At 53.8% G+C, this 24,645-nt stretch carries 22 protein-coding genes and 4 pseudogenes; 11 read left to right on the forward strand and 15 right to left on the reverse strand.

Going from position 1 to position 24,645, the window contains the following annotated elements; translation table 11 throughout:
* Window positions 1–8: 8 nt before the first annotated feature.
* Window positions 9–911, reverse strand: coding sequence for a siderophore-interacting protein (locus tag EPYR_RS17710; RefSeq protein WP_014539837.1), 903 nt, complete (start codon window positions 909–911; stop codon window positions 9–11).
* 185 nt (window positions 912–1,096) lie between these two features.
* On the opposite strand from EPYR_RS17710, the gene EPYR_RS17715 reads away from it, so the two are divergent.
* Complete coding sequence (locus EPYR_RS17715; protein WP_015899165.1) at window positions 1,097–2,224, forward strand: GNAT family N-acetyltransferase; 1,128 nt, start codon at window positions 1,097–1,099, stop codon at window positions 2,222–2,224.
* Between the two features lie 17 nt (window positions 2,225–2,241).
* Here EPYR_RS17715 and EPYR_RS17720 read toward each other — a convergent pair.
* A pseudogene (locus EPYR_RS17720) lies at window positions 2,242–4,086 on the reverse strand (ABC transporter ATP-binding protein).
* A 246-nt stretch (window positions 4,087–4,332) separates the two neighbouring features.
* Between EPYR_RS17720 and EPYR_RS17730 the strand changes: the two are divergent.
* Window positions 4,333–4,644 (forward strand): hypothetical protein, encoded by a 312-nt coding sequence (locus EPYR_RS17730; RefSeq protein ID WP_014539842.1) that lies wholly within the window; start codon window positions 4,333–4,335, stop codon window positions 4,642–4,644.
* A 27-nt stretch (window positions 4,645–4,671) separates the two neighbouring features.
* Window positions 4,672–5,847: an HNH endonuclease gene (locus EPYR_RS17735; RefSeq protein ID WP_014539843.1), complete on the forward strand. Its 1,176-nt coding sequence runs from the start codon at window positions 4,672–4,674 to the stop codon at window positions 5,845–5,847.
* 272 nt (window positions 5,848–6,119) lie between these two features.
* On the opposite strand, the gene EPYR_RS17740 is transcribed toward EPYR_RS17735, so the two are convergent.
* The 4 genes from EPYR_RS17740 to EPYR_RS21270 form a co-directional block, all read right to left on the reverse strand.
* A complete protein-coding gene (locus EPYR_RS17740; protein WP_014539844.1) occupies window positions 6,120–7,136 on the reverse strand; it encodes an SMP-30/gluconolactonase/LRE family protein in 1,017 nt (338 codons plus the stop codon).
* A 12-nt stretch (window positions 7,137–7,148) separates the two neighbouring features.
* Window positions 7,149–7,727, reverse strand: coding sequence for a cupin domain-containing protein (locus EPYR_RS17745; RefSeq protein ID WP_014539845.1), 579 nt, complete (start codon window positions 7,725–7,727; stop codon window positions 7,149–7,151).
* 168 nt (window positions 7,728–7,895) lie between these two features.
* Complete coding sequence (locus EPYR_RS21265; protein WP_331387094.1) at window positions 7,896–8,744, reverse strand: IS3 family transposase; 849 nt, start codon at window positions 8,742–8,744, stop codon at window positions 7,896–7,898.
* Between the two features lie 3 nt (window positions 8,745–8,747).
* Complete coding sequence (locus EPYR_RS21270; protein WP_011078074.1) at window positions 8,748–9,047, reverse strand: transposase; 300 nt, start codon at window positions 9,045–9,047, stop codon at window positions 8,748–8,750.
* Window positions 9,048–9,910: 863 nt separating this feature from the next.
* Here EPYR_RS21270 and EPYR_RS17760 point away from each other — a divergent pair.
* Complete coding sequence (locus EPYR_RS17760; protein ID WP_015899168.1) at window positions 9,911–10,318, forward strand: hypothetical protein; 408 nt, start codon at window positions 9,911–9,913, stop codon at window positions 10,316–10,318.
* 304 nt (window positions 10,319–10,622) lie between these two features.
* Here the strand turns inward: EPYR_RS17760 and kdpD are convergent, their stop codons facing one another.
* The 5 genes from kdpD to kdpF (EPYR_RS17785) are packed head-to-tail and all read right to left on the reverse strand — an operon-like array spanning window position 10,623 to window position 17,742.
* Window positions 10,623–13,322 carry a two-component system sensor histidine kinase KdpD gene (kdpD, locus tag EPYR_RS17765; RefSeq protein ID WP_014539848.1) on the reverse strand — a complete coding sequence of 900 codons (2,700 nt, stop codon included), beginning with the start codon at window positions 13,320–13,322 and terminating at the stop codon, window positions 10,623–10,625.
* Between the two features lie 9 nt (window positions 13,323–13,331).
* Window positions 13,332–13,904 carry a potassium-transporting ATPase subunit KdpC gene (gene kdpC / locus EPYR_RS17770; RefSeq protein ID WP_014539849.1) on the reverse strand — a complete coding sequence of 191 codons (573 nt, stop codon included), beginning with the start codon at window positions 13,902–13,904 and terminating at the stop codon, window positions 13,332–13,334.
* An 11-nt stretch (window positions 13,905–13,915) separates the two neighbouring features.
* Window positions 13,916–15,964 (reverse strand): potassium-transporting ATPase subunit KdpB, encoded by a 2,049-nt coding sequence (gene kdpB, locus EPYR_RS17775; RefSeq protein WP_014539850.1) that lies wholly within the window; start codon window positions 15,962–15,964, stop codon window positions 13,916–13,918.
* 18 nt (window positions 15,965–15,982) lie between these two features.
* Window positions 15,983–17,668, reverse strand: a complete 1,686-nt coding sequence (gene kdpA / locus EPYR_RS17780; protein ID WP_014539851.1) for a potassium-transporting ATPase subunit KdpA — start codon at window positions 17,666–17,668, stop codon at window positions 15,983–15,985.
* A complete protein-coding gene (gene kdpF / locus EPYR_RS17785; protein WP_004161015.1) occupies window positions 17,668–17,742 on the reverse strand; it encodes a K(+)-transporting ATPase subunit F in 75 nt (24 codons plus the stop codon). The genes kdpA and kdpF (EPYR_RS17785) overlap by 1 nt, the downstream gene beginning before the upstream one ends.
* Before the next feature lie 513 nt (window positions 17,743–18,255).
* Here kdpF (EPYR_RS17785) and EPYR_RS21275 point away from each other — a divergent pair.
* Window positions 18,256–18,372: pseudogene (locus EPYR_RS21275) on the forward strand (integrase domain-containing protein); the annotation flags it as partial.
* 106 nt (window positions 18,373–18,478) lie between these two features.
* On the opposite strand, the gene EPYR_RS17790 reads toward EPYR_RS21275, so the two are convergent.
* Window positions 18,479–18,676, reverse strand: a complete 198-nt coding sequence (locus EPYR_RS17790) for a hypothetical protein (RefSeq protein ID WP_014539854.1) — start codon at window positions 18,674–18,676, stop codon at window positions 18,479–18,481.
* A 306-nt stretch (window positions 18,677–18,982) separates the two neighbouring features.
* Between EPYR_RS17790 and EPYR_RS17800 the strand changes: the two genes are divergently transcribed.
* On the forward strand, window positions 18,983–19,675 hold the full coding sequence (locus EPYR_RS17800; RefSeq protein ID WP_015899169.1) for a hypothetical protein: 693 nt from the start codon (window positions 18,983–18,985) through the stop codon (window positions 19,673–19,675).
* 276 nt (window positions 19,676–19,951) lie between these two features.
* Here the strand turns inward: EPYR_RS17800 and kdpF (EPYR_RS18690) are convergent, their stop codons facing one another.
* Entirely contained in the window at window positions 19,952–20,026 is a 75-nt protein-coding gene (gene kdpF, locus EPYR_RS18690; protein WP_414738040.1) for a K(+)-transporting ATPase subunit F, read from the reverse strand.
* Between the two features lie 234 nt (window positions 20,027–20,260).
* On the opposite strand from kdpF (EPYR_RS18690), the gene EPYR_RS17815 reads away from it, so the two are divergent.
* The 4 genes from EPYR_RS17815 (at window position 20,261) to EPYR_RS17830 (ending at window position 23,583) form a co-directional block, all read left to right on the forward strand.
* Window positions 20,261–21,469 carry an IS256 family transposase gene (locus EPYR_RS17815; RefSeq protein WP_014539857.1) on the forward strand — a complete coding sequence of 403 codons (1,209 nt, stop codon included), beginning with the start codon at window positions 20,261–20,263 and terminating at the stop codon, window positions 21,467–21,469.
* A gap of 326 nt (window positions 21,470–21,795) precedes the next feature.
* Window positions 21,796–22,191 (forward strand): polyketide cyclase, encoded by a 396-nt coding sequence (locus EPYR_RS17820; RefSeq protein ID WP_014539858.1) that lies wholly within the window; start codon window positions 21,796–21,798, stop codon window positions 22,189–22,191.
* 48 nt (window positions 22,192–22,239) lie between these two features.
* Complete coding sequence (locus tag EPYR_RS17825; RefSeq protein ID WP_014539859.1) at window positions 22,240–23,160, forward strand: nucleoside hydrolase; 921 nt, start codon at window positions 22,240–22,242, stop codon at window positions 23,158–23,160.
* A 189-nt stretch (window positions 23,161–23,349) separates the two neighbouring features.
* Window positions 23,350–23,583: a YdgH/BhsA/McbA family protein gene (locus EPYR_RS17830; protein ID WP_014539860.1), complete on the forward strand. Its 234-nt coding sequence runs from the start codon at window positions 23,350–23,352 to the stop codon at window positions 23,581–23,583.
* Window positions 23,584–23,613: 30 nt separating this feature from the next.
* Here EPYR_RS17830 and EPYR_RS17835 read toward each other — a convergent pair whose 3' ends face one another.
* Both EPYR_RS17835 and EPYR_RS17840 read right to left on the reverse strand, forming a co-directional pair.
* Window positions 23,614–23,862: an AprI/Inh family metalloprotease inhibitor gene (locus EPYR_RS17835; protein WP_015899173.1), complete on the reverse strand. Its 249-nt coding sequence runs from the start codon at window positions 23,860–23,862 to the stop codon at window positions 23,614–23,616.
* Between the two features lie 103 nt (window positions 23,863–23,965).
* Window positions 23,966–24,220, reverse strand: a pseudogene (locus tag EPYR_RS17840) (M10 family metallopeptidase C-terminal domain-containing protein); the annotation flags it as partial.
* Window positions 24,221–24,338: 118 nt separating this feature from the next.
* Between EPYR_RS17840 and EPYR_RS20090 the strand changes: the two are divergent.
* Window positions 24,339–24,535: pseudogene (locus EPYR_RS20090) on the forward strand (gfo/Idh/MocA family oxidoreductase); the annotation flags it as partial.
* Between the last annotated feature and the right edge of the window lie 110 nt (window positions 24,536–24,645).

A 24,645-nucleotide genomic window follows, 5' to 3' on the forward strand; every position in this document is an offset into this window, starting at 1 on the left:
ACGGAGCCTTAGCCTTTACGCCGGGGGCCACGGCTCCAGTAAGCCATAAAACTGATGCATTCAGCAGACAGACCGCGCTCACCTATCAGATAACGGCGCACCTGTTTCACCGCGCTGGACTCGGCTGCCACCCAACCGTGGAAGCAGGTATCAGCCCCGGCGGCACGATCCCAAAGCAGATCGTCCTCATCGCCCTCTGACAGCTCCTGGCGCGCCATTGCCGCCGCTGGCAGTACCACATGTTGCCTGACCGCACTCAGCATCGCTTCACCGTGCGCTGCGCCGTTTTCGTCACGCGGCAGCCAGTGAACTTCAGCAAAGCGGTAATGACTGAGATCGATACAGTCAGCGCGTTTTGGCAGCTCGATAAACAGTTGGATCGGCGGTGGGTTGCGCCATTGCGCCAGCTGTTCAAGGATGGCTTTTGCCGCCGGGAACGCCGTTTCATCGGCCACCACCAGCGCCCGCTCAACGTTACGGTGCGGGTTCCACTCGTAGCCGCCGCTGTCCGTTGTGCAGGCACGGTTGGGGGCAATAATCTGTAAAGGATCGCCCGGCTGCGCGGCCAGCGCCCAGGCGGATGCCGGCCCTTCCGTGCCGTGCATCACAAACTCAACTTCGAACTCGCCGGCTTCTACATTGACGTGGCGCAGGGTGTAAGTACGCGCAACAGGGCGGAGATCTGCCGGCATGGCGCAAACGGTTTCCCACCATGACTTTTCGCCGCTCAGTGACGACGGCGTCCCGTTGCGCGAGGGGAACAGCAGCTTGATGCGCTGATCTGGCGCATCCATCTTCATCTGACGCACGTCATCACCGCTGAACACACAGCACAACATTGAAGGAGAAAGCACCTGCTTACGCGCCAGCACTACGTTGAATAAGCGATACTCCTGAACATCCGCCATCATTCCGCCTTATAAATCTGAAAGCCCTGCACGTCCTGCAACGCGCCTGAGGGGGCAAAGAATAGCAAAGCCAAATGATAATGAGAATGAGAATGAGGACTCTTTACCGCAATAATCGAGAACGGATTGATCCGCAGGCGAAAAGCGTTCAACGTAGCGTTTTACTGTGACTGATGCGGAGCACACCGATGTCCCTGACCCTTCTGACGCGGCTGGCCGATATTCCGGCCAGCCAGTGGGATGCCCTGACCCCAAACGATCAGCCTTTCTTACGCCATGCCTTTCTGCATACGCTGGAGGAGAGTGGTTCGGTGAGCCGCGCCAGCGGCTGGCAGCCCCAGCACCTGCTGTGGATCGAGGAGGGTATCGTGCGGGCGGCGCTGCCCGGCTACGCGAAAAGCCATTCGATGGGCGAATACGTGTTCGATCACGGCTGGGCGGAAGCCTGCCAGCGCGCCGGACTGTCTTATTATCCGAAATGGCTGTCGGCGGTTCCTTTCAGCCCGGTGAGCGGTGCACGGCTGCTGGGTGATGACGCCGCCGCCGCGCGGCTGTTGCAGGCACTGCCCGGATTTCTGGCCACAGAGCAGTTCCACAGTGCGCACATGACTTTCAGCGATCGGCGCGTGCATCAGCTGTTGCAGCAGGATGCACGCTGGCTGCTGCGTCTTGGCTGCCAGTACCACTGGCACAATCACGGCTACCGCGACTTTCAGGACTTTCTCGATACCCTTACCTCGCGCAAGCGCAAACAGCTACGCAAAGAGCGCCAGCTGGTGGCCAGCCAGGACGTGGCGTTTACCTGGTATCAGGGGGATGAACTGCGTGAAGTGCAGTGGGATTTTATCTACGCCTGTTACGCCAATACCTACCATGTGCGCGGTCGCCAGCCTTATCTCACCCGTCTGTTCTTCAGCCTGCTGGCAGAACGGATGCCCGCCGCCATCCGCGTGGTCATTGCCAGCCGGCAGGGCAACCCGCTGGCGATGGCTTTCAGCCTGGTGGATGGCGATACCTTCTATGGCCGCTACTGGGGATGCCTGGAAGAGTATAACCGTCTGCATTTTGAAACCTGTTTCTACCAGGGCATGGAGTATGCTATTGCGCACGGGCTGGCGCGTTTCGATGCCGGTGCACAGGGCGAACATAAGCTGATCCGTGGCTTCGAGCCGGTACTGACCGAGTCCTGGCATCTGCTGCGCCACCCGGGCCTGCACGAAGCGGTCGCCCACTTTCTGCACCAGGAGCGCGTAGGCATCCGCGCCTGGGCTGCTGAGGCGCGTGAAGCACTGCCCTATCGTCTTTCAACACCATGACATCACGTCATGCCCGGCTAACCCGGGTCATGCTCCTCGCCGACAAAACCGCCGGTCTGGTGCCGCCACAGGCGCGCATACAGCCCGCCACGCGCCAGCAGCTCACTGTGAGTGCCGATTTCAGCAATCCTGCCCTGCTCCAGCACCACCAGTCTGTCCATACGGGCGATAGTGGAGAGGCGGTGCGCAATGGCGATCACCGTTTTGTTGCCCATCAGGTTTTCCAGGCTCTCCTGGATCGCCGCCTCCACTTCAGAATCCAGCGCCGACGTCGCCTCATCCATGATCAGAATCGGGGCATCTTTCAGCAGCACGCGGGCAATGGCGATACGCTGGCGCTGGCCGCCGGAAAGCTTCACCCCGCGTTCACCGACGTGGGCATCCAGCCCGGTACGCCCCTGCGGGTCGGACAGCAGCGGAATAAACTCATCCGCTTTCGCCCGGTGGATCGCCTGCTGTAACTCGGCTTCGCTGGCATAAGGGCGGCCATACAGCAGGTTGTCACGAATCGAGCGGTGCAGCAGTGAGGTGTCCTGAGTGATCATGCCAATCTGCGCACGCAGGCTCTCCTGACTGACGTCGGCAATGTTTTGCCCGTCGATCAAAATACGCCCGCCGTTCAGGTCATAGAGCCGCAACAGCAAATTGACCAGCGTCGATTTCCCAGCACCGGAAGGTCCAATAAGACCCATTTTTTCACCGGGTCGGATGGTCAGCTGCAGGTTATCGATCACCGTCCGCTCACCGCCGTAGTTGAAGTCAACGGCATCAAAACGGATTTCGCCCTTTTCTACGCGCAGCGCCGACGCCTGGTCTTTATCGCTGACGTTGATCGGTTGGGCGATAGTTTGCAGGCCATCCTGCACCATGCCGATATTCTCGAAGATGCCGTTCACCACCCACATAATCCAGCCGGACATATTGACGATGCGGATCACCAGCCCGGTGGCCAGCGCAATGGCTCCCACGCTCAGCAATGACTGAGTCCACAACCACAGCGCCAGCCCGGTGGTACTGATAATCAGCAGGCCGTTTAGCGTGGTGATCACCACATCCATGCCGGTAACCATCCGCCCCTGATCGCGGGTTTTTATCGTCTGATCGTCAATCGCCTCACGCGCGTTCTGGCGTTCCAGGTCACTGTGGGCAAACAGCTTCAGGGTGGAGATATTGGTGTAGCCGTCAACAATGAAGCCCATCAGGCGCGAACGGGAATCGGAAGAGGCGACCGAGCGCGCTTTCACGCGCGGTACAAAGTAGCGCAGGCAGAGAATATAACCCACGATCCAGATCAGTAGCGGAATAGTCAACCGCCAGTCAGCCTCGGCAAACAGCACCAGCGTGGTGATGGCGTAGATCAACACATGCCATAGCGCATCCACAGCCTGCACCGCCGAGTCACGCAGCGCATTGCCGGTTTGCATAATGCGCTGCGCGATACGCCCGGCAAAGTCGTTCTGGAAAAAGTTCAGGCTCTGGCGCAGCACATAGTTGTGATGCTGCTAGCGGATCATGCTGGTCATACCGGGGTTAATCGCCTGGTGTACCAGCAGGTCGTGCAGGCCGATAAACAGCGGCCGCAGCAGCAGCGCCACCGCCGCCATCCACAGCAGTTCGCCGCCGTAATCGCTAAAAAAGGTCACGGCGGGACTGGCGTTCACCAAGTCGATAATACGGCTAAGGTAGCGGAACAGCGCTACTTCAATTAACGATGCAATCAGCCCGATAACCAGCAGCAGCGCGAAACTCGGCCACACCTGGCGCAGATAAAACAGATAAAACGCCCAGACGCGGTTCGGCGGCGTGTCGGCCGGGGCATCCTTGAAGATATCGATAATCCTTTCAAAACGGCGATACGGCATAAAGCAGGCTCACTTCCAGAGCTGTAAACCTACAGCTTAGTGCATCCGGGTAGCAGTCAGAAGATGATTAATACATTAATGACGGCAAATAAGTGACTGGCGTGATAGTTAACAACGCGACTATGCAGGAGAACAGGAGCGGATATGCAGGGGGGCCTCTTTCCCCTTAAGAAATAAGGGTATTGTGCGTTAGCATAGCGTCAATTATTATTTTCACTAATCATTCCCGAGGAAGGTGCGAATAACATGAAAAACAGGGTTTTTGCATCATTATTTGTTGAAGCCATAAATAAAGCTGGTGAAGATAATGGCATGGCGAACACCATTTCTGGCATGCTGAATCAGATTGAACAGAAAGAGGTTGTGCGACGTTCCAGAATCGCGGAAAAAAAAACGGGGAAACAGGAAACAGGGCAATCCTCCTTAAGGACAAAATATCCCCAGAGCCAGCCCTTACCTCAGGAAGACAATAGTTCAAAAAACATAGATGAAAATGTGTCATCTGTTTTTTTGCGTGAGTTGAAACAGAAGGAATACCGAAAATTAGTCTCTGAATGACCCTATTATTTTTTATCTCTGGAATCCTTGATTGAAAAAAAGAGCGAAACCAGGATCATCTTTGAACGCGCAAAGCTAAAATATTCTGGTCATGGCAACCTTTCAAGGCTGCATCAGGCGGAAAATAAATACCATCGGGTGATGACAGATGTCGAACGGGAGATCCAGCTAAAAGTTGGGGAGCGGCTTCAAAAAGGCCAGAAAATTCCCCGCAGCCTGTTGGTGAATGATGGCTTTGTTCTTTCCGAAGAGGGAGTTAAGCGCGACGAGCGGCGCAGGCAGCTAATTGCAGAAGAAGCCCGTGCGGCGGCGGCCCATCGAGAAGCCATCAGTAAAATCACGACATACACAAAACCCGTGCCACAGCCGACAGTGATTCAGGTCCCGCCACTAAAGTCTCATGCTTCCGTTGCACCGAAAAATCATCTGCAGTTACCGGTCACGGGGGGCACTGAAAACTTTGACCGGGCGCGGTATTTCGAGCTTTTAAAGAGTATGTCACGCGAAGAAGCTTGGCGTATTGTCAAAAGCGAAGCGCAGAATACGGCGTTGCAGAAAGTACCGTTCCTGACAGGTGAATTTTGCTACATACATACTCTGTGTTTCTGGCTGCAGTTAAATGCGGGAGTTGAACATGTCACCGCGCTTAACGTGGCCACCAACAGTGAGAAAGCCGAAGATTGTCTCCGCAATACCATCGCGAATTGGACTACAAACCGTATCCGTGTGCATAGAGCACCGTCCATTCAGCGCAGGGCTGTTTTAGCCTCAAGGTTGATTACACCTGTGAAATTCACTGCACTACGCCATTTTAATCTTATTGACCCCAGTCGTTATCACCATAGCATTTCCAGCCGTTCTGCAAACCAGCAAACTAATTTTAAAACACGAGTTCTTGAAAATTTTTATCACCGCTGCGCTGTAACTGGACAAAAAATCGGCGCATTACTACAGGCATGCCACATCGAGGATTATGCTTTGGGTGGAAATATGAGTACCGATAACGGAATACTGCTGTCAGCAGATTGCCACCGGTTATTTGATGAAAATCTGATGGGTATTGAACCGGAGAAACTGACAGTACACTTCAAAGTACGATGCATTTACTCATCCATGTTTGAAGGAAAGCGCATTTATCCTCACCGTCTGACCTTAGATAAAAATAAGCTCAGAAAAAAATGGGAAATGTTTCAAGTGGGATAGCACCTGATCAAAACTGCTACCTGGTGTTGTACCAGACATTTCTTACTGAATATCTGGTCAGTCAGATAAGACTGGTAATTTTCAGGGTATGAAAGTCTATATTTCGCTCAAACCACACCGTCCGTTTTGATCGCGTTCTGCCCTGAAAAACTGTCATGCCGAATCTGAGCTAATACCGTTCAGGGTGTGAATATCTGCGTATCGCGCAGATAAGTCGGCCTGATTATTTTCTCAGGCCGTCTTCACAACTTCAGTTATGTGCAGCTACAGGGCTATTGACGTAGCGTATCCGCCCCTTTTACCCGCACCGGAATGCGCAGTACCTGGTCGGTCGCGGTCACGTACATCCAGTGCCTGTTCTGCACGTCCGTGCACAGCGCCAGATTCGCGGTATCCTTTTCAGGGATGAGGATTTTTCCCAGCCGCTTACCGGCAGGCGAGAATATCTGTACGCCATCCCTGGCGCTGGTCCAGACATTGCCGTGGGCATCAACTTTGATGCCGTCCGGTACGCCCGGTGAAATCTCAGCGAACACCCGGCCTGCTCCGATCTGCTGCGCGCTGACCGGGTAGACCATAATGCGGTGTTGCAGCGACTTATTGTTAACATCGTGCCCCAGCTGCGCATCCGAGACATAAAGCAGCTTGCCGTCCGGGGAGAAAGCCAGCCCGTTAGGGGTATATAATCCGGGCGTGTTCATCTTCGACAGCTTTTTCGCTGACGGGTCATAGCGATAAACAAATTCCCCTTCCATCTCCGGCTTCCCTTTCCCGTTGCTCTCTTCCTGACTCAGGATGCCGAATTTGGGATCGGTGAACCAGATTGCGCCGTCGCGAGCCACCACCACATCATTCGGGCTATGGAAGCGCTTACCTTGCCATTCGCTAACCAATGTCACCCAGCTACCGTCATGCTCACGACGCACAACGGCGCGCTTTCCGTGAGAAGCGGCGATAACTCTTCCTTCTGCATCGACGGCATGACCATTCTGGTAAACCGCCGGGGAAAGCCATCTTTTCAGGCCGTCCTTCTCTGACCAGCTCATCACCTGGTTGCGCTTCACATCACCATAGATAAGCGTGTCCTGCGCGATGCACGCCGGACCTTCAGCCCATTTGGCATTATCGGCAATCTTCCGTGCAGCAGCATGTTTAGCGATAAGATCGTAGAAGCCGGGCTGCTCGGCAACCAGCTTGATATCCGTATCGCCTGCCGCACTCTGAGCGGCATTAAACAAAATGATGCTGCCAACGACGCTCAATAAAAAGGGTTTGCAGCGAAAAGACATGTCAATCGTTCCTTAATATGCACATGCGCCGCTGGTGCGGGCCTTATCGGCACCAGGTTTCAGTTTGATAATCAGCTGGACGTTTGGCTCATCCCCCACGGTGCGCGACACATGACCGACGCGCTCATCGCCGGGGCGTGGCCGGGAGGAGGTATCGGCATTGAACTGCACTTCGCCTGGCCCCTGTACCAGGGTGCTGCCATCGGTAGTTTCAACTGACCACTTGCCCGATAGCGTGATCACCCACTGCGGGCCAGGCGCATGATGCCAGCTACCGACATAACCCGGCGGCAGTACGGCATACGCAATGCTTTCAACCTTATCAGGTGACAGGCCAATCCACTGCGGTGCAGACGGCGGCGCATAGCTTTTATGTTCCAGACCTTCAAAGCGACAGTGGCCGACATGCGTAGCACCCTTATCGTCGGCCCAGACGGTGGCAAATTTGACCGGCGGCTGGGTTTTTCCGTCACTCACAGTCGTTTCGTGTGAGTCGCCTGGCACAGCGCGCACCTGAATATTGGCCCCGGCAGAGGCGATAACGCTAACCCCACACGTCAGTGCCAGTGTACGTAGCATGCTAGTTTTCATTAGATTCCCTTAATTGTTAACATCGAAGTCCCATTATAAACAGCAATATCCGGACATGTCTTGTTACGCGGGCGAATATGGGAATATGCCTAAAAGGAAGGCATTCAGGTGGGTTAGGGAGCTGATAGCCTGGCGGTNTGATCCTACCCACGTAATGTGGACACAGCCCTAAGCGAGGTTCTGGTTTTCAAATTGTTCAGGACTAAGGCCGCCACAGGCACTGTGACGACGCCACCGATTGTAATCACACTCGATATAATTAAACACCGTTGTCCGCATTATTTCCCGGCTGGCAAAGCGTTCTCCGTGGATACATTCCACCTTCAGCGAATGAAAGAAGCTTTCCACGCAGGCATTGTCATAACAGCAGCCTTTTGCGCTCATGCTCCCGCGCAGATTATGACATTTCAGCAAGCTCTGATAATCCGATGAACAGTACTGCCCACCACGGTCAGTGTGAACAATCACTTTTTCAGGACGTTTTCGCCGCCACAACGCCATCTGCAGTGCGTCGCAGGCCAGTTGTGCGGTCATACGCGGCGACATCGACCAGCCAATGACGGAACGCGACCACAGGTCAATGACCACCGCCAGATACAGCCAGCCCTCATCTGTACGTAAGTAGGTGATGTCACCTGCCCACTTCTGGTTTGCGCCGCTGGCGTAAAAATCCTGTTTCAGCAGGTTCTCTGACACGGGCAGGCCGTGTTCACGATAACTGACCGGACTGAACTTGCGGGCCGCTTTCGCCCGCAGCCCCTGACGTCGCAGGCTGGCGGCAATGGTTTTTGATGTTGTACTCCGGCAGCTCGTCAGCAAGACGAGGTGCGCCATAACGCTGTTTTGCCTCAGTAAATGCCTTACCGACGGCCTTATCGCAGATGAGGCGGAACTGCTGGCGCGGGCTGATTTGATGGCGACGCAGGCACCAGACATACCAGCCGCTTCGGGCAATTCTAAGCACACGACACATGGCCTTGATACTGAACTCAGCCCGATTTTTTTCGATAAAGACATACTTCATTTCAGGCGCTTCGCGAAGTATGTCGCGGCCTTTTGGAGAATGGCCAGCTCCTCAGCCTGCTCCGCCAGTTGCCGCTTAAGGCGGGCAATTTCAACAGACATTTCCTGCTCACGTTCAGAAGAGGAATGTGCATTTTTGAGCTTGCTGCGCCAGGCATAAAGCTGCGATTCATACAGACGGAGTTCACGGGCAGCTGGAGCCACACCGATACGCTCAGCAAGTTTCAGGGCTTCGTTGCGAAATTCAGGCGTATGTTGTTTGCGTGGCTTTTTGCTGGTTGATGCTGGTTTTGTCATGAGTCACCTCTTGCTTGAGAGTTTACTCACTTAGTCGCGTGTCCACTATTGGCGGGTAGGATCAGAAAAGTCGTTAACTGACATGATATTATGCTTTCAGATTACTCTCCATCTTCTTCACTGAATGGATCTACGTTTTCCAGAATTCCATGGCTTTGTTGAATAAATCGAACTTTTGGCAGCACTCAGGATCAGATCACCCCATTCCTGATCCCGTAGCGGTATCTCGTGGCAAAGAGAAAGTTTGCCATATTAGTTATAGAACCAAATAACTCATTATGGAATCCAGAATGGATCGGTTCCGACAAACTTATAAAGATCATGAGCACAACTCCAATAATTTTTAAACAAATCCAAATTAAACATAAGATTATATTAACTATTAAGAATAGTATTTCTTTCCCCGTATTTCAGGATAATATAAAAAAAGACCGTTTTTATGGCAGAAATCATTTACTCCTGACAGCAATTGACGGTTCTTTTCAAGTAAAAGTGACCGATTTTTCATAGAAATCTCACCTTCTGCTCTATTAAAATGAAAACTATTTTTTAAGGAAGGTATTTTATGTTTTTAAGTGGGATTGGTCGTGGTTCTAAAAATTACGGCGGCATCAGCACAACCGCAAACGCCCGCAATCAGACCTATCCATCGTGGGAGTTAATATGCTACCTTTATAAAGTTCAGCAGGGGGTATCAGTGCCAGAAACGCAGCGGACGTCCGCGTAGAAAAATCATTTGATTCAATTAGCTTTGTGGATCCAATCTCGCGCTCTACCTACCATCCGGGTAGATAAATCTGGAAGCGGAACCAGGATAAAACATTAAAAATCAATCGTTAACGCTCTGATGCATGAAGGATGACATGGTGCAGATAGTCAATTACTTGCGAGCCAAAATGTTACACAGCAGCAAGGCTGCGTTCAGTCTGGCAATAAAAAACAACACATACCTCTCATTTGCAGAAAAAATAATTTCAGCTAAAAACGAAAGGACACACTGTGATCTTATAAAAACGCACTCTGACCTGACAAAAGAAATATTGACTAATAATAAAACTTTAAAGTATGAGAGTTTTTTGGAAAACCTTTCAGAAATCAAGTCACAGCATCACAAAAAGCATGAGCTTGAGCATAAACTTTTAGATTATAGTAAGCTTCTTCCCAGACTGAATGTGATCAAAACGAAAGGAAACAAGCACGAATATGTCCTTCCGTACAACAATCAACAAAAAGGTATAATTATTACCGCCGTGAAAGAAAGTCTTATTTGAATATTACGAACGCAGCACGCCTACGGCGTAGCGGGCTGTACATTGTTCAGCAACGTACAGCTCGTGATTACTATGTAATTGGCTACGGCAGCTTACTGCCAGTGCTTGTATGGCGTGAAGAAATATAGCCTCGACTACGATTTTCTTGGCGAAATAGCAAAAAATATTTCACGCTAATCTCACCAGATAATTCACGGCTGAAAATAACATTTATATCTATTTAAGGTCGTTATCGACACTACTTGACGGTACTCGTAGTCACTCTTCCTCCCTATCCTTCAACAGATCACATGTCACCGGAAAATTATGCCAGCGGATTTTTTGGTTCATTATAAGTATACTCTTCCAGCACCGGCGGTGTCGTTAACGGCAGGGAAATCACAAAGCGTACGCCGCCCTGTGGCCGGTTTTCCGCATGAATTTTGCCTTCGTGCAGCGTGACAATCGCCTGACAGATCGCCAGGCCAAGCCCGACGCCCGGCACCGTTGACTCTTTATCACCGCGAGAAAACTTCTCAAAAATCAGCTGTTGCTGACCTGGCGTAATGCCAGGCCCACTGTCCCACACCTCCAGTTGCAGCTGTTGCGAAACAGCGCGCGCGCGAATACCGATTTCCGCCGCCGCGCCAGCATATTTCAGCGCGTTTTCCAGCAGATTAACCAGTACGCGTTCCATCAGCGGGCCATCAACGTCAATCAGCAGCAGATCGGGCGGTAAATCCAGATCGACCTGCCGCCCTTCCAGCAGTGGCGCTAACTGGCGCAGCGTGCTGCCAATCAGTTCATCCAGCGCCATCCACTCCCGCCGTAAGCTAAAGCCGCCGGACTGCAAACGCGCCATGTCCAGCAGGTTATTCACCAGCCGGATGGTATTGAGCGTTTGTTCACGCATCGCGCTGGCCTGCGCGGCGTAGGGTGAGTTTTCGCTGGCGAGGTCAAGCGTGAGAATTTCCGCCTGACCAAACAGCACCGTCAGCGGGGTGCGCAGATCGTGCGACAGCGCCGACAGCAGCGCATTGCGTAGCTGTTCACGCTCCGCCGCCAGCCGTGAAGCGGCTTCGCGCTGGCTGAGCGCCATGCGTTCCAGCGCGTTGGCAATCAGCACGGTAAAGGTTTCCACCAGCCGCTGTTGCTCCGGGATCATCAGCTGGCGCAGATTAAGGGGTTCCAGAATCAGCAGTCCAAGGGTATCACTGCCGCTTTTCAAGGGCAGCATCTGCCACTGCACGCCCGGCAGGGTATCGGTCCCGGCACCCGCCGGCTGGCCCTTATCAAAGCTCCAGCGCGCAATCGCCCGATCCGGCACCGCGCTAAGATGCGCAGCGCCTACCGGCACCAGCTCGCCGTGCTCGTCCGGCAGATAAAGCTCGCTGCGCGCCTGCAGCGTACTTTCCACGCTGCGCTGTAAGGTGGCGGCGATATCGCGCTGTGTCAGGGCGCGACTGAGGGCTTTTGCCGTCTCATACAAATGATGCGCCCGCTGCTCGCGGTAACGCGCCACCCGAGCCTGATAACGAACGCCGGCGGTTAAATTACCCACAATCACCCCCACCGCCAGCATCACGCCGAAGGTCACCAGATACTGGACGTCTGACACCACCATGGTGCCGGTTGGCGCGACAAAGACCACGTCGAAGGCAACAATATTCAGTAAGGTCGCCACCACCGACGGCCAGCGGCCGTAGCGCAGCGCGACAATCACCACCGCCAGCAGGTAAACCATCACCAGGTTGACCGAATCCACCGCCGGCAGCAGCCAGCGCCCGGCCAGCGTGACCAGCATACATAACAGCAGAGCGGCGGCACAGCCACGCAGCTGACCGCGCCGTTTTCCCTCGTTGCCGTTGATACGCTCGGTTAACGAACTGACGCCGTCCGCCGGCGGGTCGTCCAGCGCCACGATCAAAATATCCAGATCCGGACCCAGTTCACCCACCCGTTCGGCGAAACTTTCGCGCCACCAGCGCCGGGTGGGCCGACGGCCAATGATAATTTTGCCGAGGTTATGTTCACGCGCGTAGCGCAGTACCGCGCTGGCCTCGCTGGGATCGGAGAGCGTGGCCGTTTCCGCACCCAAATCCTGTGCCAGTTGCAGGGTGCGCAGAATGCCTCGCCGCCGCGCCTCGGACAGGCGGTACAGGCGCGGCGTTTCGACATACACGGCGTGCCATACGCTGTCGAGGCGCGCTGCCAGCCGTGCCGCGCTACGTACCAGCTTTTCGCTGCCGCTGTTGTCGCCGATGCACAGCAGAATAGCATCCCGCGTGTGCCAGACCTTTTCGCGCCCCTGAGTATCACGCCAGGCACGCATCTGGTCATCCACCCGGTCGGCGGTGCGCCGCAGCGCCAGTTCGCGCAGCGCAATCAGGTTGCCCTTGCGGAAGAAATTTTCGATAGCGCGTTCCGCGCTTTCACCGATGTATACTTTGCCCTCTTTCAGACGCTGGCGCAGATCGTCCGGCGGCAGATCCACCAGCACCACCTCGTCGGCCGCATCAAAAAAGGGGTCCGGCACCGTTTCACGAACCCGAATGCCGGTAACGCCGCCGACCACATCGTTAAGGCTTTCAAGATGCTGAACGTTGACGGTAGTCATTACGTCGATACCTGCATCCAGCAGCTCGTCAATATCCTGCCAGCGTTTAGGATGGCGCGAGCCGGGGGTATTGCTGTGCGCCAGCTCGTCCATCAGGATCACCGCCGGATGGCGCGCCAGCGCAGCATCAAGGTCAAATTCCGGGCGGCGCTGCTGCCCGGTAGCACGCCGTGGCAACACCGTCAGTCCGGCCAACAGGGCTGCCGTTTCAGGCCGTTCATGCGTCTCTACCACGCCAACCAGTACCTCCAGCCCCTGAGCGCGCAGGCGGCGAGCCTCCTGCAACATCGACCAGGTTTTCCCCACTCCGGCGCAAGCGCCAAAGTAGATTTTCAGCTTACCGCGATGGCTTTCCACCGTCTGCCGTAACAGCGCATCCGGATCGGGGCGCTGGAGTTCATCGTTCATAGCTGTCCTTTAGCGTTGCAAGGCGTCCAGCGCCAGGTTCAGCGCCAGCACGTTCACCGCCGGTTCGCCAAGAAAGGCTGGCATTGGCGTAACGGTATGTTCATCAATCAGCTGCTGAACGTTGGCCAGCGGCAGCCGCCGCGCATCCGCCACCCGCCAGGCTTGCCAGTAGGCCGCCTGCGGTGAAATCTGCGGATCCAGCCCGCTGGCGGAAGCCGTGACCAGGTCAACCGGCACCTGCTGGCTGGCCATCGGATTGGCTGCCCGCAGCGCCGCTACCCGCTGGCTGATCGCCTGGTCAAGCGCCGGGTTACTGCCCGCCAGGTTGCTGCCTGAAGATGCCAGCGGATTATAGGGACGATCGCCGGTCGCCGATGGCCGCCCCTGGAAATATTGCGGGCGGGTAACGTTTTGACCGACCAGTGCCGAACCGCGCACGTTCCCCTGCTCCAGCAGCAGCGAGCCGTTTGCCTGCTGCGGCAACATCCACTGCGCCAGCGTGGTAGTCAGTAAGGGATAGAGCAGCCCGGTGATCAGCGTCAGCAGCAGCAGTAAAAATACGGCAGGACGAAGTTGACTCATCTTAGTTCTCCTTATGCCAGACCGGTTACGGTCAGCAACATATCAATCAGTTTGATGCCGAAGAAGGGTACCAGTAGCCCGCCTGCACCGTAGATCCACAGGTTACGTCTTAGCAGTGCCGCCGCGCTGAGCGGTCGGTAGCTCACGCCTTTCAGCGCCAGCGGAATCAAAAATATAATCACCAATGCGTTAAAAATAACCGCCGAAAGGATCGCCGACGCCGGTGAATGCAGCCCCATCACGTTAAGCTGATTCAGCTGCGGATAGGTCGCCGCAAACGCGGCGGGCAGAATGGCGAAATATTTGGCCACGTCATTGGCGATGCTGAAGGTGGTCAATGAACCTCGCGTCATCAGCATCTGCTTACCGATATGCACCACTTCCAGCAGCTTGGTGGGGTTCGAGTCCAGATCCACCATGTTGCCGGCCTCTTTTGCCGCCTGGGTGCCGGAGTTCATCGCCACCGCCACGTCGGCCTGCGCCAGCGCCGGGGCATCGTTGGTGCCATCACCGGTCATCGCCACCAGCCGTCCTTCCGCCTGATACTGGCGGATCAGCGCCAGTTTGGCTTCCGGCGTGGCTTCAGACAGAAAGTCATCCACCCCGGCTTCGGCAGCAATCGCGGCGGCAGTCAGTGGGTTATCACCGGTGATCATCACGGTTTTAATCCCCATTTTGCGCAGTTCGGCAAAGCGTTCTTTGATCCCGCCTTTGACGATGTCCTTCAGCGCCACCACGCCCATCACCCGGTTACCGTCACTGACCACCAGCGGCGTGCCGCCCGCGCGTGCCACCCGATCGACCAGGCTGTTGACCTCGTTCGGGAACTGGCCGCCGTTGCTGTCGATATAACGGCGCACCGCATCCGCCGCGCCTTTGCGGATTGCCCGCTGCTGTACATTGACCCCGCTCATGCGCGTTTGCGCCGAGAACGGAATAAAGGTCGCCCCCATGCTGTTAAGGTCGCGTTCGCGCAGATTGAATTTCTGCTTGGCCAGCACCACAATGCTGCGCCCTTCCGGCGTTTCATCAGCCAGCGAGGCCAGCTGGGCGGCATCAGCCAGCTGCTCTTCGCTCACGCCCTCCGCCGGCAGAAACTGCGTTGCCTGGCGATTACCCAGCGTGATGGTGCCGGTTTTATCCAGCAGCAGTACGTCAACGTCCCCTGCGGCTTCCACCGCGCGACCGCTGGTGGCAATGACGTTAGCCCCCAGCATCCGGCTCATCCCCGCCACGCCAATCGCCGATAGCAACCCGCCGATAGTGGTTGGGATCAGGCACACCAGCAGAGCCACCAGCACCGTGATGCTGACCGGGTTACCGCCCCAGGCAGAGAACGGCCAGAGTGTGGCGGTCGCCAGCAGCAGCACGATGGTCAGTGCCAGCAGCAGGATGGTAAGGGCGATTTCATTTGGCGTCTTGCGTCTTGTCGCGCCTTCCACCATCGCTATCATGCGGTCAAGGAAGGTTTCCCCGGGATTCACGCTGCACTGCACCACCAGCCAGTCAGAGAGAATGCGTGTACCGCCGGTCACCGAAGAGAAGTCGCCGCCGGATTCGCGGATCACCGGTGCGGATTCGCCCGTGATTGCACTCTCGTCCACCGAGGCACCGCCCTCCAGCACTTCGCCGTCACAGGGGATGATATCGCCGGCTTCTACCAGCACCCAGTCGCCTTTACGCAGCGTATCAGCCGCTACCGGATGATGGCTGGCCCCGTACTTCGCCTCGTTGAGCTTTTTGGCCATGCTGGTTTTGGTCACGCCTTTCAGGCTGTTGGCCTGTGCCTTGCTGCGGCCTTCCGCCAGCGCTTCGGCAAAGTTGGCAAACAGCACGGTAAACCACAGCCAGACTGAAATCGCCGTGGTAAACCCTGTATCGCCAGGGGTTTTACCGGCAGCCATCGCGATTGCCAGCAGCGTGGTGATCACACTTCCCAGCCAAACCACAAACATCACCGGGTTGCGTACCTGGGTACGCGGGTTCAGCTTTTTCAACGCATCGAGCAGCGCGACACGCATCAGCGCCGCGTCAAACAGCGCCAGTTGATTACGACTCATGACTCGATTCTCCGCCCGTTAATGACCGGGCATTTGCAAATGTTCCGCCACTGGCCCCAGGGCCAGTGCCGGGATAAAGGTCAGTGCACCTACCAGCATCACGGTGCCAATCAGCAGGGCAATAAACAGCGTCCCGTGGGTGGCCAGCGTGCCGTTACCGGCGGGCTGGACCTTTTTCACCGCCAGAGAACCGGCGATCGCCAACACGGGAATAATGATGCCGAAGCGCCCCACCAGCATGCAGAACGCCAGCAGCATATTCCAGAATGGGGTGTTGGCACTCAGACCGCCAAAGGCGCTGCCGTTGTTATTTGCCGCCGAGGAGAGCGCATACAGCACCTCGCTGAAACCGTGGGTTCCGGGGTTAAGCATGGCGCTGCGCCCGGCATCGGTCATCATCGCCAGCGCGGCGCCCAGCAGCACCAGGGCTGGCGTGACCAGAATAGCCAGCGCGGTCATCTTCATTTCCCAGACGTCGATTTTCTTACCGAGATACTCTGGTGAGCGGCCGATCATCAGCCCGGCAATAAACACCGCCAGCAGTACAAACAGCAGCATGCCGTACAACCCGGAGCCAACGCCGCCAAACACCACTTCACCTATCTGCATCAACCACATTGGCACCATGCCACCGAGGGCGGTCAACGAGTCGTGCATCGCATTCACCGCGCCGCAGGATGCCGCCGTAGTGATCACCGCAAACAGGCTGGAATTAAGGATGCCAAAACGCGTTTCTTTGCCTTCCATATTGGCAGCGCTGTCAGCGCCAAGAGCCAGGAAGTGCGGATTACCGTTGACTTCGGCCCACATCACCACCACCACAGCACCGATGAACATCAACGACATGGTCCACAGCAGCGCATGCCCCTGACGACGGTCGCGTACGACATCGCCAAACGCGAAGCACAGCGCCGCCGGGATCAGGAAGATCGCCAGCATCTGTACAAAGTTGCTCAGTGCGGTCGGATTTTCAAAAGGATGGGCGGAGTTGGCGTTGAAGAAGCCGCCGCCGTTGGTGCCGAGCATTTTAATCGCTTCCTGCGAGGCCACCGGCCCCATCGGCAGCGTCTGTTTTACCCCTTCAAGGGTGGTCAGATCGAGATAGCCGTGCAGGTTTTGCAACGTCCCCTGGCTGACCAGAAACAGCGCCATCAGCAACGACAGCGGCAGCAGCACGTAAAGCGTGATGCGGGTGATATCACGCCAGGCGTTGCCCAGCTCGCCCAATGCACGATTGGCAAAACCACGGATCAGCGCAAAAGCCACGGCAATCCCGGTAGCCGCCGAGAAGAAATTCTGCACGGTCAGGCCAACCATCTGACTAAAGTAGCTCAGCGTGCTTTCCCCGGAATAAGCCTGCCAGTCAGTGTTAGTAATGAAGCTAACGGCGGTGTTCAGCGCCAAATCCCAGCTTAAGTTGGGCATGTGCTGCGGGTTCAACGGCAGGCTGGCCTGATTCATCAGGATCAAAAACAGCAGCAGCAGCCCAACGGCGTTGAACAGCAGAATAGCCAGCAGATAGCGTTGCCAGCTCATTCCCTGGTTTGCCACCCCGCTGACGCGCCACAACCCGCGCTCGATGGCGGAAAAACCCGGTAGCGCTCGGTCGGCGACCAGGTGCGCCAGCCCTTTACCCAGCGGGCGGGCCAGCAGCATCAGCAACAGCAGATAGCTGCCAATCAGCAAACTTGCGGTAGCCATCATCAGAATGTCTCCGCGTTGATCAGGGCATAGATCAGATAACCCAACAGCATAAACACCAGCACAATGCCGGTCATCACAGTGATGCTCACAGTACACCTCCAGAGGCGTTTCACATGGCGGATAGTGTTGCGATTGGCGTGCAAAGTTGATGTAAAAATGTCGGGCTGGGGTGTAAATAAAGTATAAAAATGGCGGAATTTCGATTGATTTTCAGCCAGCCAGCTAACCCCTGCTCCCGTTTGCAGATCATTAACAGGCTGAACCTGTCTTTGTGCTCAATGGCATAAAAAGCTTAGCACCCTTTTTAGCCCCGCGTGGCGCTGCTGGCTATCGCTTATCGTTTAAGCATGATGTCGTCAGGCTGCAAGCGGGGGGCGGCTGCGCCGGGTACCAGTCAGGCCGCACAGCCATATGCCCGGATGGTGCCCGTTGACCGTGGGCTACGTGGTCAAAGAGCCGATAAACAGTGGCAACATAAACACCAACGTCCCCAGCTGGCTGCCGGAGGCCACCCGTTTTGCATCGAGTCCACTACGGTCGCCAATCCACTTTTCGTCATAAAACCAGACAACACATAGCTGGCCGTGGTTAGCAATGGAATGAGTAGATAAGAAGCCGAAGCTTTAGTTCCAATGGTTCTGGGGCATGGTGACGGGCGTGGACGGTATATCAAACAAGTCTATTTTCGTGATGATGTTGAATAATCCTCTTGCGCCTAATGGTAAGGAGTGAACATCCCAGACTTAGACTGGACTGAGATCTTAAATTTTCAATCATAAATACAGCAATGCCCGATTTTCTTAATGAAAATCAAGATGAGTTTTTCTTTTTTTTGTTGGCAATGATAAAAATTTCTACGACGGCAGCAATGACTAATGTTAGCACGCTGCACAAAAGCCAATAATCGGGAACGACAAAATAGTAAAAAGCAAATAATACTATGACAATCACATTAATGCTTAAGTATGAAGCCATATCTTTTAAAAAAGCCTGAAAAAAACTTTTCATTTAAAATTCTTCTTTTTGATGAATTTAATTGTGCAGCAGTAAATCAAAACAGCAATCAAGAAAGAAAGGATTAATAAGAAAATAAACAATGAGTCAAATGACTCTTTAAAACCTAAAAATGACAGACACCCTAACAGGGAAATAAACGCATCAGCGTCACCAAATCTGAATGCTATTTCGAAAGTCAGTACGGACACCGCAATAAGAAGAACAAAAAACAGGATGATTTTAAAAATCTTCTTCAAGATATATTACCTCATGGTACCATAAAGCAAGGTGTTTTTATCATGAAAAGGATACACTGTAATGTATATATCATCAATAATAAAATTCCGGATTACATCTGAAAGAGATGCCGCGATAGCCCTGGATAAAGCGGTGAACGACGTAAGCTCGAACAGTGTGGGGACTTTAGAAGATATAAAGGCCGGTGTAGAAAGGGCATCATGGTATAGCTCTTGCCTTTTTGATAAATACGATGATGTCTGTTCTGGGCTGAAAGGTGAAGATCGTAGGTTCATTAAAGCAATATTTGAAATTTACAAGAGAAGAGATATCATCGCTGACATGATTAGGATGTATATCGAAGCAGAATTAAAGACGGCGGATCGGTCGGAAATCCAATCTATTGATGCGAAACTAGCTAAAAATCTTGTTGGATATAGTGGTGGTAAACTAACAAAAACAGCTATAGCCAACAGCCTTTCAATATTAATTGTGAATGCATTTCATTTTAAAAATGAAGTGTTAGTCAGACTTAATAAATACTCTATTGCCATTGTTACTGTAGCCTCATTTTATGGAAAAGTTCAGGTGGCTGCATTAGCAGCCAGAAGATTGCGCCAGCTGTCACCTGGTTTGTATCAGGTATTCTATTCAAATAATATTGAAATGCTCTATTTCTTAATGAGTGACAGCATTGATAAAGCTTTAATTAACTCTACAGGATTGAGTGGAGAAGAACGGTTCATCTCTATAATTAGAAATCTGGCAAGATGATGTCATCATTGTAAGGCTATTGGTTTACAAGGGTTATATACCGATACCTGCTGGTTACTTCATTGCTCATTGAACGACCTGACTGCACAGGCAGGGCCGATCCGTAGTGCGCTTTATCATCACTTTGCTGACAAAAATGATTACTGACAGCAATTGTGGATCAGAACGATGACGAGCTGGATCAGCGCCAGCTGGCGATTTCCGATAATGCGGGCGGTCAGTGGGAAGGTTTTTGCAATCGTTGCCTGACTTACCTTGAGGTATAGTTTGCCATCATCAGAATGTCTCCGCGTTGATCAGGGCATAGACCAGATAACCCAACANCATAAACACCAGCACAATGCCGGTCATCACAGTGATGCTCACAGTACACCTCCAGAGGCGTTTCACATGGCGGATAGTGTTGCGATTGGCGTGCAAAGTTGATGTAAAAATGTCGGGCTGGGGTGTAAATAAAGTATAAAAATGGCGGAATTTCGATTGATTTTCAGCCAGCCAGCTAACCCCTGCTCCCGAGCNTGTAATTTAAATTGTGTATCTGCCTGTTTTTGATATGTTCATTCCAACAACGGAGACAGGCACATTATGGACGAAAAGAAACTCAAGGCCCTTGCGGCTGAACTGGCTAAAGGCCTTAAAACCGAAGCCGANCTCAATGCGTTTTCCCGCATGCTGACGAAGCTTACCGTTGAAACAGCACTCAATGCTGAGCTGACTGACCACCNCGGGCACGAGAAAAACGCCCCAAAAGCAGGCTCCAATACCCGCAACGGCTATTCGTCAAAAACTCTGCTGTGCGATGACGGCGAGATTGAACTCAGCACACCGCGTGACCGTGAAAACACCTTTGAACCTCTGCTGATAAAGAAAAACCAGACGCGTATCACGCAGATGGACAGCCAGATTTTATCTCTGTACGCCAAAGGAATGACCACGCGGGAAATCGTCGCCACGTTCAGGGAAATGTACGATGCTGACGTGTCGCCCACGCTGATATCCAAAGTCACCGACGCGGTCAAAGAGCAGGTCGCAGAGTGGCAAACCCGGCCTCTGGATGCGCTGTATCCCATCGTTTATCTTGACTGTATTGTGGTCAAGGTTCGTCACGGTGGCAGCGTGATTAACAAAGCCGTCTTCCTTGCTCTGGGCATTAATACCGAAGGCCAGAAAGAGCTGTTGGGCATGTGGCTGGCAGAAAACGAAGGCGCGAAGTTCTGGCTCAGCGTGCTGACAGAGCTTAAAAANCGGGGCCTTCAGGACATCCTGATTGCCTGTGTGGACGGACTGAAGGGCTTCCCGGATGCGATAAACAGCGTTTATCCTCAGACGCATATCCAGCTGTGTATTATTCATATGGTGCGCAACAGCCTGAAATACGTGTCGTGGAAGGACTACAAAGCCGTCACCGGCGGGCTGAAAAAGGTGTATCAGGCTCCGACAGAAGAGGCGGCGCTGATGGCGCTGGATAAGTTTGCAGGCATCTGGGACGAGAAATACCCGCAAATCAGTAAGAGCTGGCGCACACACTGGGAAAATCTTAATACGTTCTTCGGCTATCCGCCCGATATCCGTAAGGCTATCTACACCACGAACGCCATCGAATCACTGAACAGCGTGATCCGCGCAGCCATCAAAAAGCGAAAGGTGTTCCCGACAGATGACTCGGTGAGAAAGGTCATTTATCTGGCGATCAAGGATGCGTCAAAAAAATGGAATATGCCGATCCAGAACTGGCGGCTGGCAATGAGCCGTTTTATTATCGAGTTCGGTGANCGCCTGAGCGATCACNTTTAATACGGTGGCAGTTACACAGAATTNTTTACAGGGTCCTGCTCCCGTTTGCAGATCATTAACAGGCTGAACCTGTCTTTGTGCTCAATGGCATAAAAAGCTTAGCACCCTTTTTAGCCCCGCGTGGCGCTGCTGGCTATCGCTTATCGTTTAAGAAAGCAAAATCCCGGTTAGCATTCAATCAGCACATTACCTGCCATCACCGCCATTCTGCCTTGATCGGTTATTTTCCTGCGCTTCGCTACCCGGTTAACAATATGGACACGCCATCCTTCCCATCTCCTTATCAGAATGGTTAAATCCGGTATTCATTACCGATCGGAGGTTTTATGTTGTCCTCACATACCGTTAGTCTGGCTATCCAGCGCAACTGGGTCGATCTGTACGAGACGATCTGGAAGCCGGAGTTTTTCCCCAAATGGGTCTCTGCGCTTGGCCAGGGACCACTGGAGCCGGAAGGCAACGGCTGGAAGGGGCAGGGTTCACACGGCCCGATTAAAGCCCGTTTCACCGAACATAACGCGTTTTGCATCATGGACCACTATATTGACAGCGGTTACAGCAAGGAAATTTTTATACCCATGCGCGTCGTCGCCAACGAAGAAGGCGCGCAGTTGCTGATCACCGTCTTTCGTCAGCCCCTGCTGTCGGATGAAAAATTTACCCAACAGCTGGAATCGGTACAACGCGATTTGCAGGCACTGCATAACCTGCTGACCACCTGACGGCCAGGCCAGGGATGAACGTACGCTTAACAATGGAAAGGATCCCGGATGCAGAAAATTATCTTCGATACGGATATCGGCGTCGACGACGCTTTTGCCCTCACTTATGCGGCGCAGAGCGTCGACATCATCGGCATCACCACGGTATTTGGCAACGTACCGGTCGCGCAAGCGGTCAGCAACGCGCGCCTGTGCAGTCATAAAATCGGCCTGGATGTGCCAGTCTATCGCGGCTGTTCACGGCCGCTGGTTCATGCGCCCGCCCCAGCAGCCTGCGCCATACACGGTGAAGATGGCTTTGGCGACGTGTTTGATAATCCGTGGAACGGCGCGGCAGGCAACGCCATTGATTTCATCATCAACAGCGTGCGCAACAGCCCTGACGCGCTGACCCTTGTGGCCGTTGGCCCCCTGACCAATATCGCCCAGGCGATCAATCAGGCACCGGATATCGTGCCGCAAATCAAGCAACTGGTGATGATGGGCGGGGCTTTTGGCACTCACGGGCGTAGCGGTAATATCACCCCATTTGCCGAATGGAATACGTGGAGAGACCCGCACGCAGCGGACCAGGTGCTCAACTCAACGCTGCCGGTGGTGGTGATACCACTGGATGTAACCCTTCAGGTGCTGGTGCATGAGGATGAGATACGCGCCCTTAATCAGCCCGTTCTGGAAGCCATCTCGCGGCGCTACCTACAATATAACTGTGAAAATGATGGCATTGCTGCTATTGCGCTTCACGATATGCTAACCATTGCCTGGCTCAATCATCCCGAGTGGTTTGGCGTCAGCGAATCTCTGGTGCGCGTCGTCACCGATGGCATCAGCCGGGGTCAAACCCTGCGCCACCCGGCCGGCCCCGCATCGCGTAATAACCCGTCTGGCGCTAGCCGTGTGCAGAAGCTTTGCCTGATGGTGGATTCACAACGGGTCAAACAGCATTTCCTCAACGCACTGCGGCGCTGATCGAGCGCTTATCACCAGCCAGTGCAAAAAGGAGCGACTGCAAGAACAGTACACAACTCCTTTTTATATCAATTTATTTGACATAGTAGGACAAATCACTGCGCTATTCCTATTTCATTAGCAGGCGTATTATTGTTTTCAATGAGGCAGAAAGCCTTTAAATAACGCGACTAATGAAGGAAAGCCCCCATGAAATACATCAAAAAATTTGCGACAGTTATCGTGCTCTCTACCGTCTCTTTCGCCAGTTTAGCTCAGAGCGTTACCGCAACCGGTACGACTCTGGACAGCGCGGAAGCGAAAATCGCCACCCAGGCGCAGCAGGCCGGAGCCTCTTATAAAATCACCGAAGCCAATACCAATAACGGCGTGCATATGACCGCCGAGCTGGTTAACCCGGTTGCGAGCCAAAGTCAGTCTTAGTGCAAGCGGCGTCAAACCTCATATTCTCCTTCATGAGAAAAAAAGCACGGTTAGCCCATCCCGGTTTAATAACGCAATGCCGTCTGGTGCCGGACGCCATGCCTCAGTGGTTTCCGGGATCGCCGTAGGGTCGCAGCCGGGCGAGATACTCAACTTATAGCCGTTTGCTGCCCCAAAACGTTCCGCCGTGAGTTGAACAACGCATGAGCTTGATTTATCTACCACCGTCCATTGGGCGGACAGTGATGCAGCGGAAGGTAAGACCAGACTGCTCGCCATAGAGACTCCTGAAAAAAATAGTCATATGACAACAAAAAGAGATTTACGCATTGATAACCTGTTTAAAACGGTGGGCATTTTATCCACCGTTTTTTTAGCTGCTTTACGCGATAAAGTCGCTGGCAACATGAGCCGGGCCGGCAAGCTGCATCATAAAATCTGGATTGGTGCCACCCTCGACGTTCAACGCCAGCTCACTCAGATTGCTCCCGGCATCATATGACAACAGCGCCTCACCCGCCTGACCGCTGAAATGGTCAACAAAATGAATGAAATCACTGCCTTTATCCCCTTGGTTAAAGAAGGACAGGTCAATATTGTCCTTGCCTGACTCAAAGTCGAGGATTTTATCAGGTGCTATTTCGCGAGGAAGCGTAACGCCACGACGGCATTGAGGCGGTCTCGATCGCCACGCCAAACAATACCCATTTTGCTATCTGCAAAGCAGCGATGCGTGCTGCCTGCCTGTGCGGGAAGAAGACCGCATCAGCGGTGGCCACCCGGAAGGGCTGTTTGAAGACTGGTCAAATCTGTATCGCCGTTTTGCCATCGCTACAGATGCCACCGATCGTGGCGATCGCGCGCTGCTGGACGGTTGGACGTCCACGCCGGCGTGGCAGGCGTAAAGTGGGTGGAACGCTGCGTTGAATCAGCGAATGCGGGCGCAAGCTGAGTAGATTTTGCCGGTGAATGAAGGTGAAACGCACGGGGCTGACTGCGGCGCAGGCCCCGGATGTAGCCACGGCAGCGGGCTTTCATCAACAGCCTGCACGCTAATGCCCT

Source organism: Erwinia pyrifoliae DSM 12163 (genome assembly GCF_000026985.1).
In the GTDB taxonomy this organism is placed as follows: Bacteria; Pseudomonadota; Gammaproteobacteria; order Enterobacterales; family Enterobacteriaceae; genus Erwinia; species Erwinia pyrifoliae.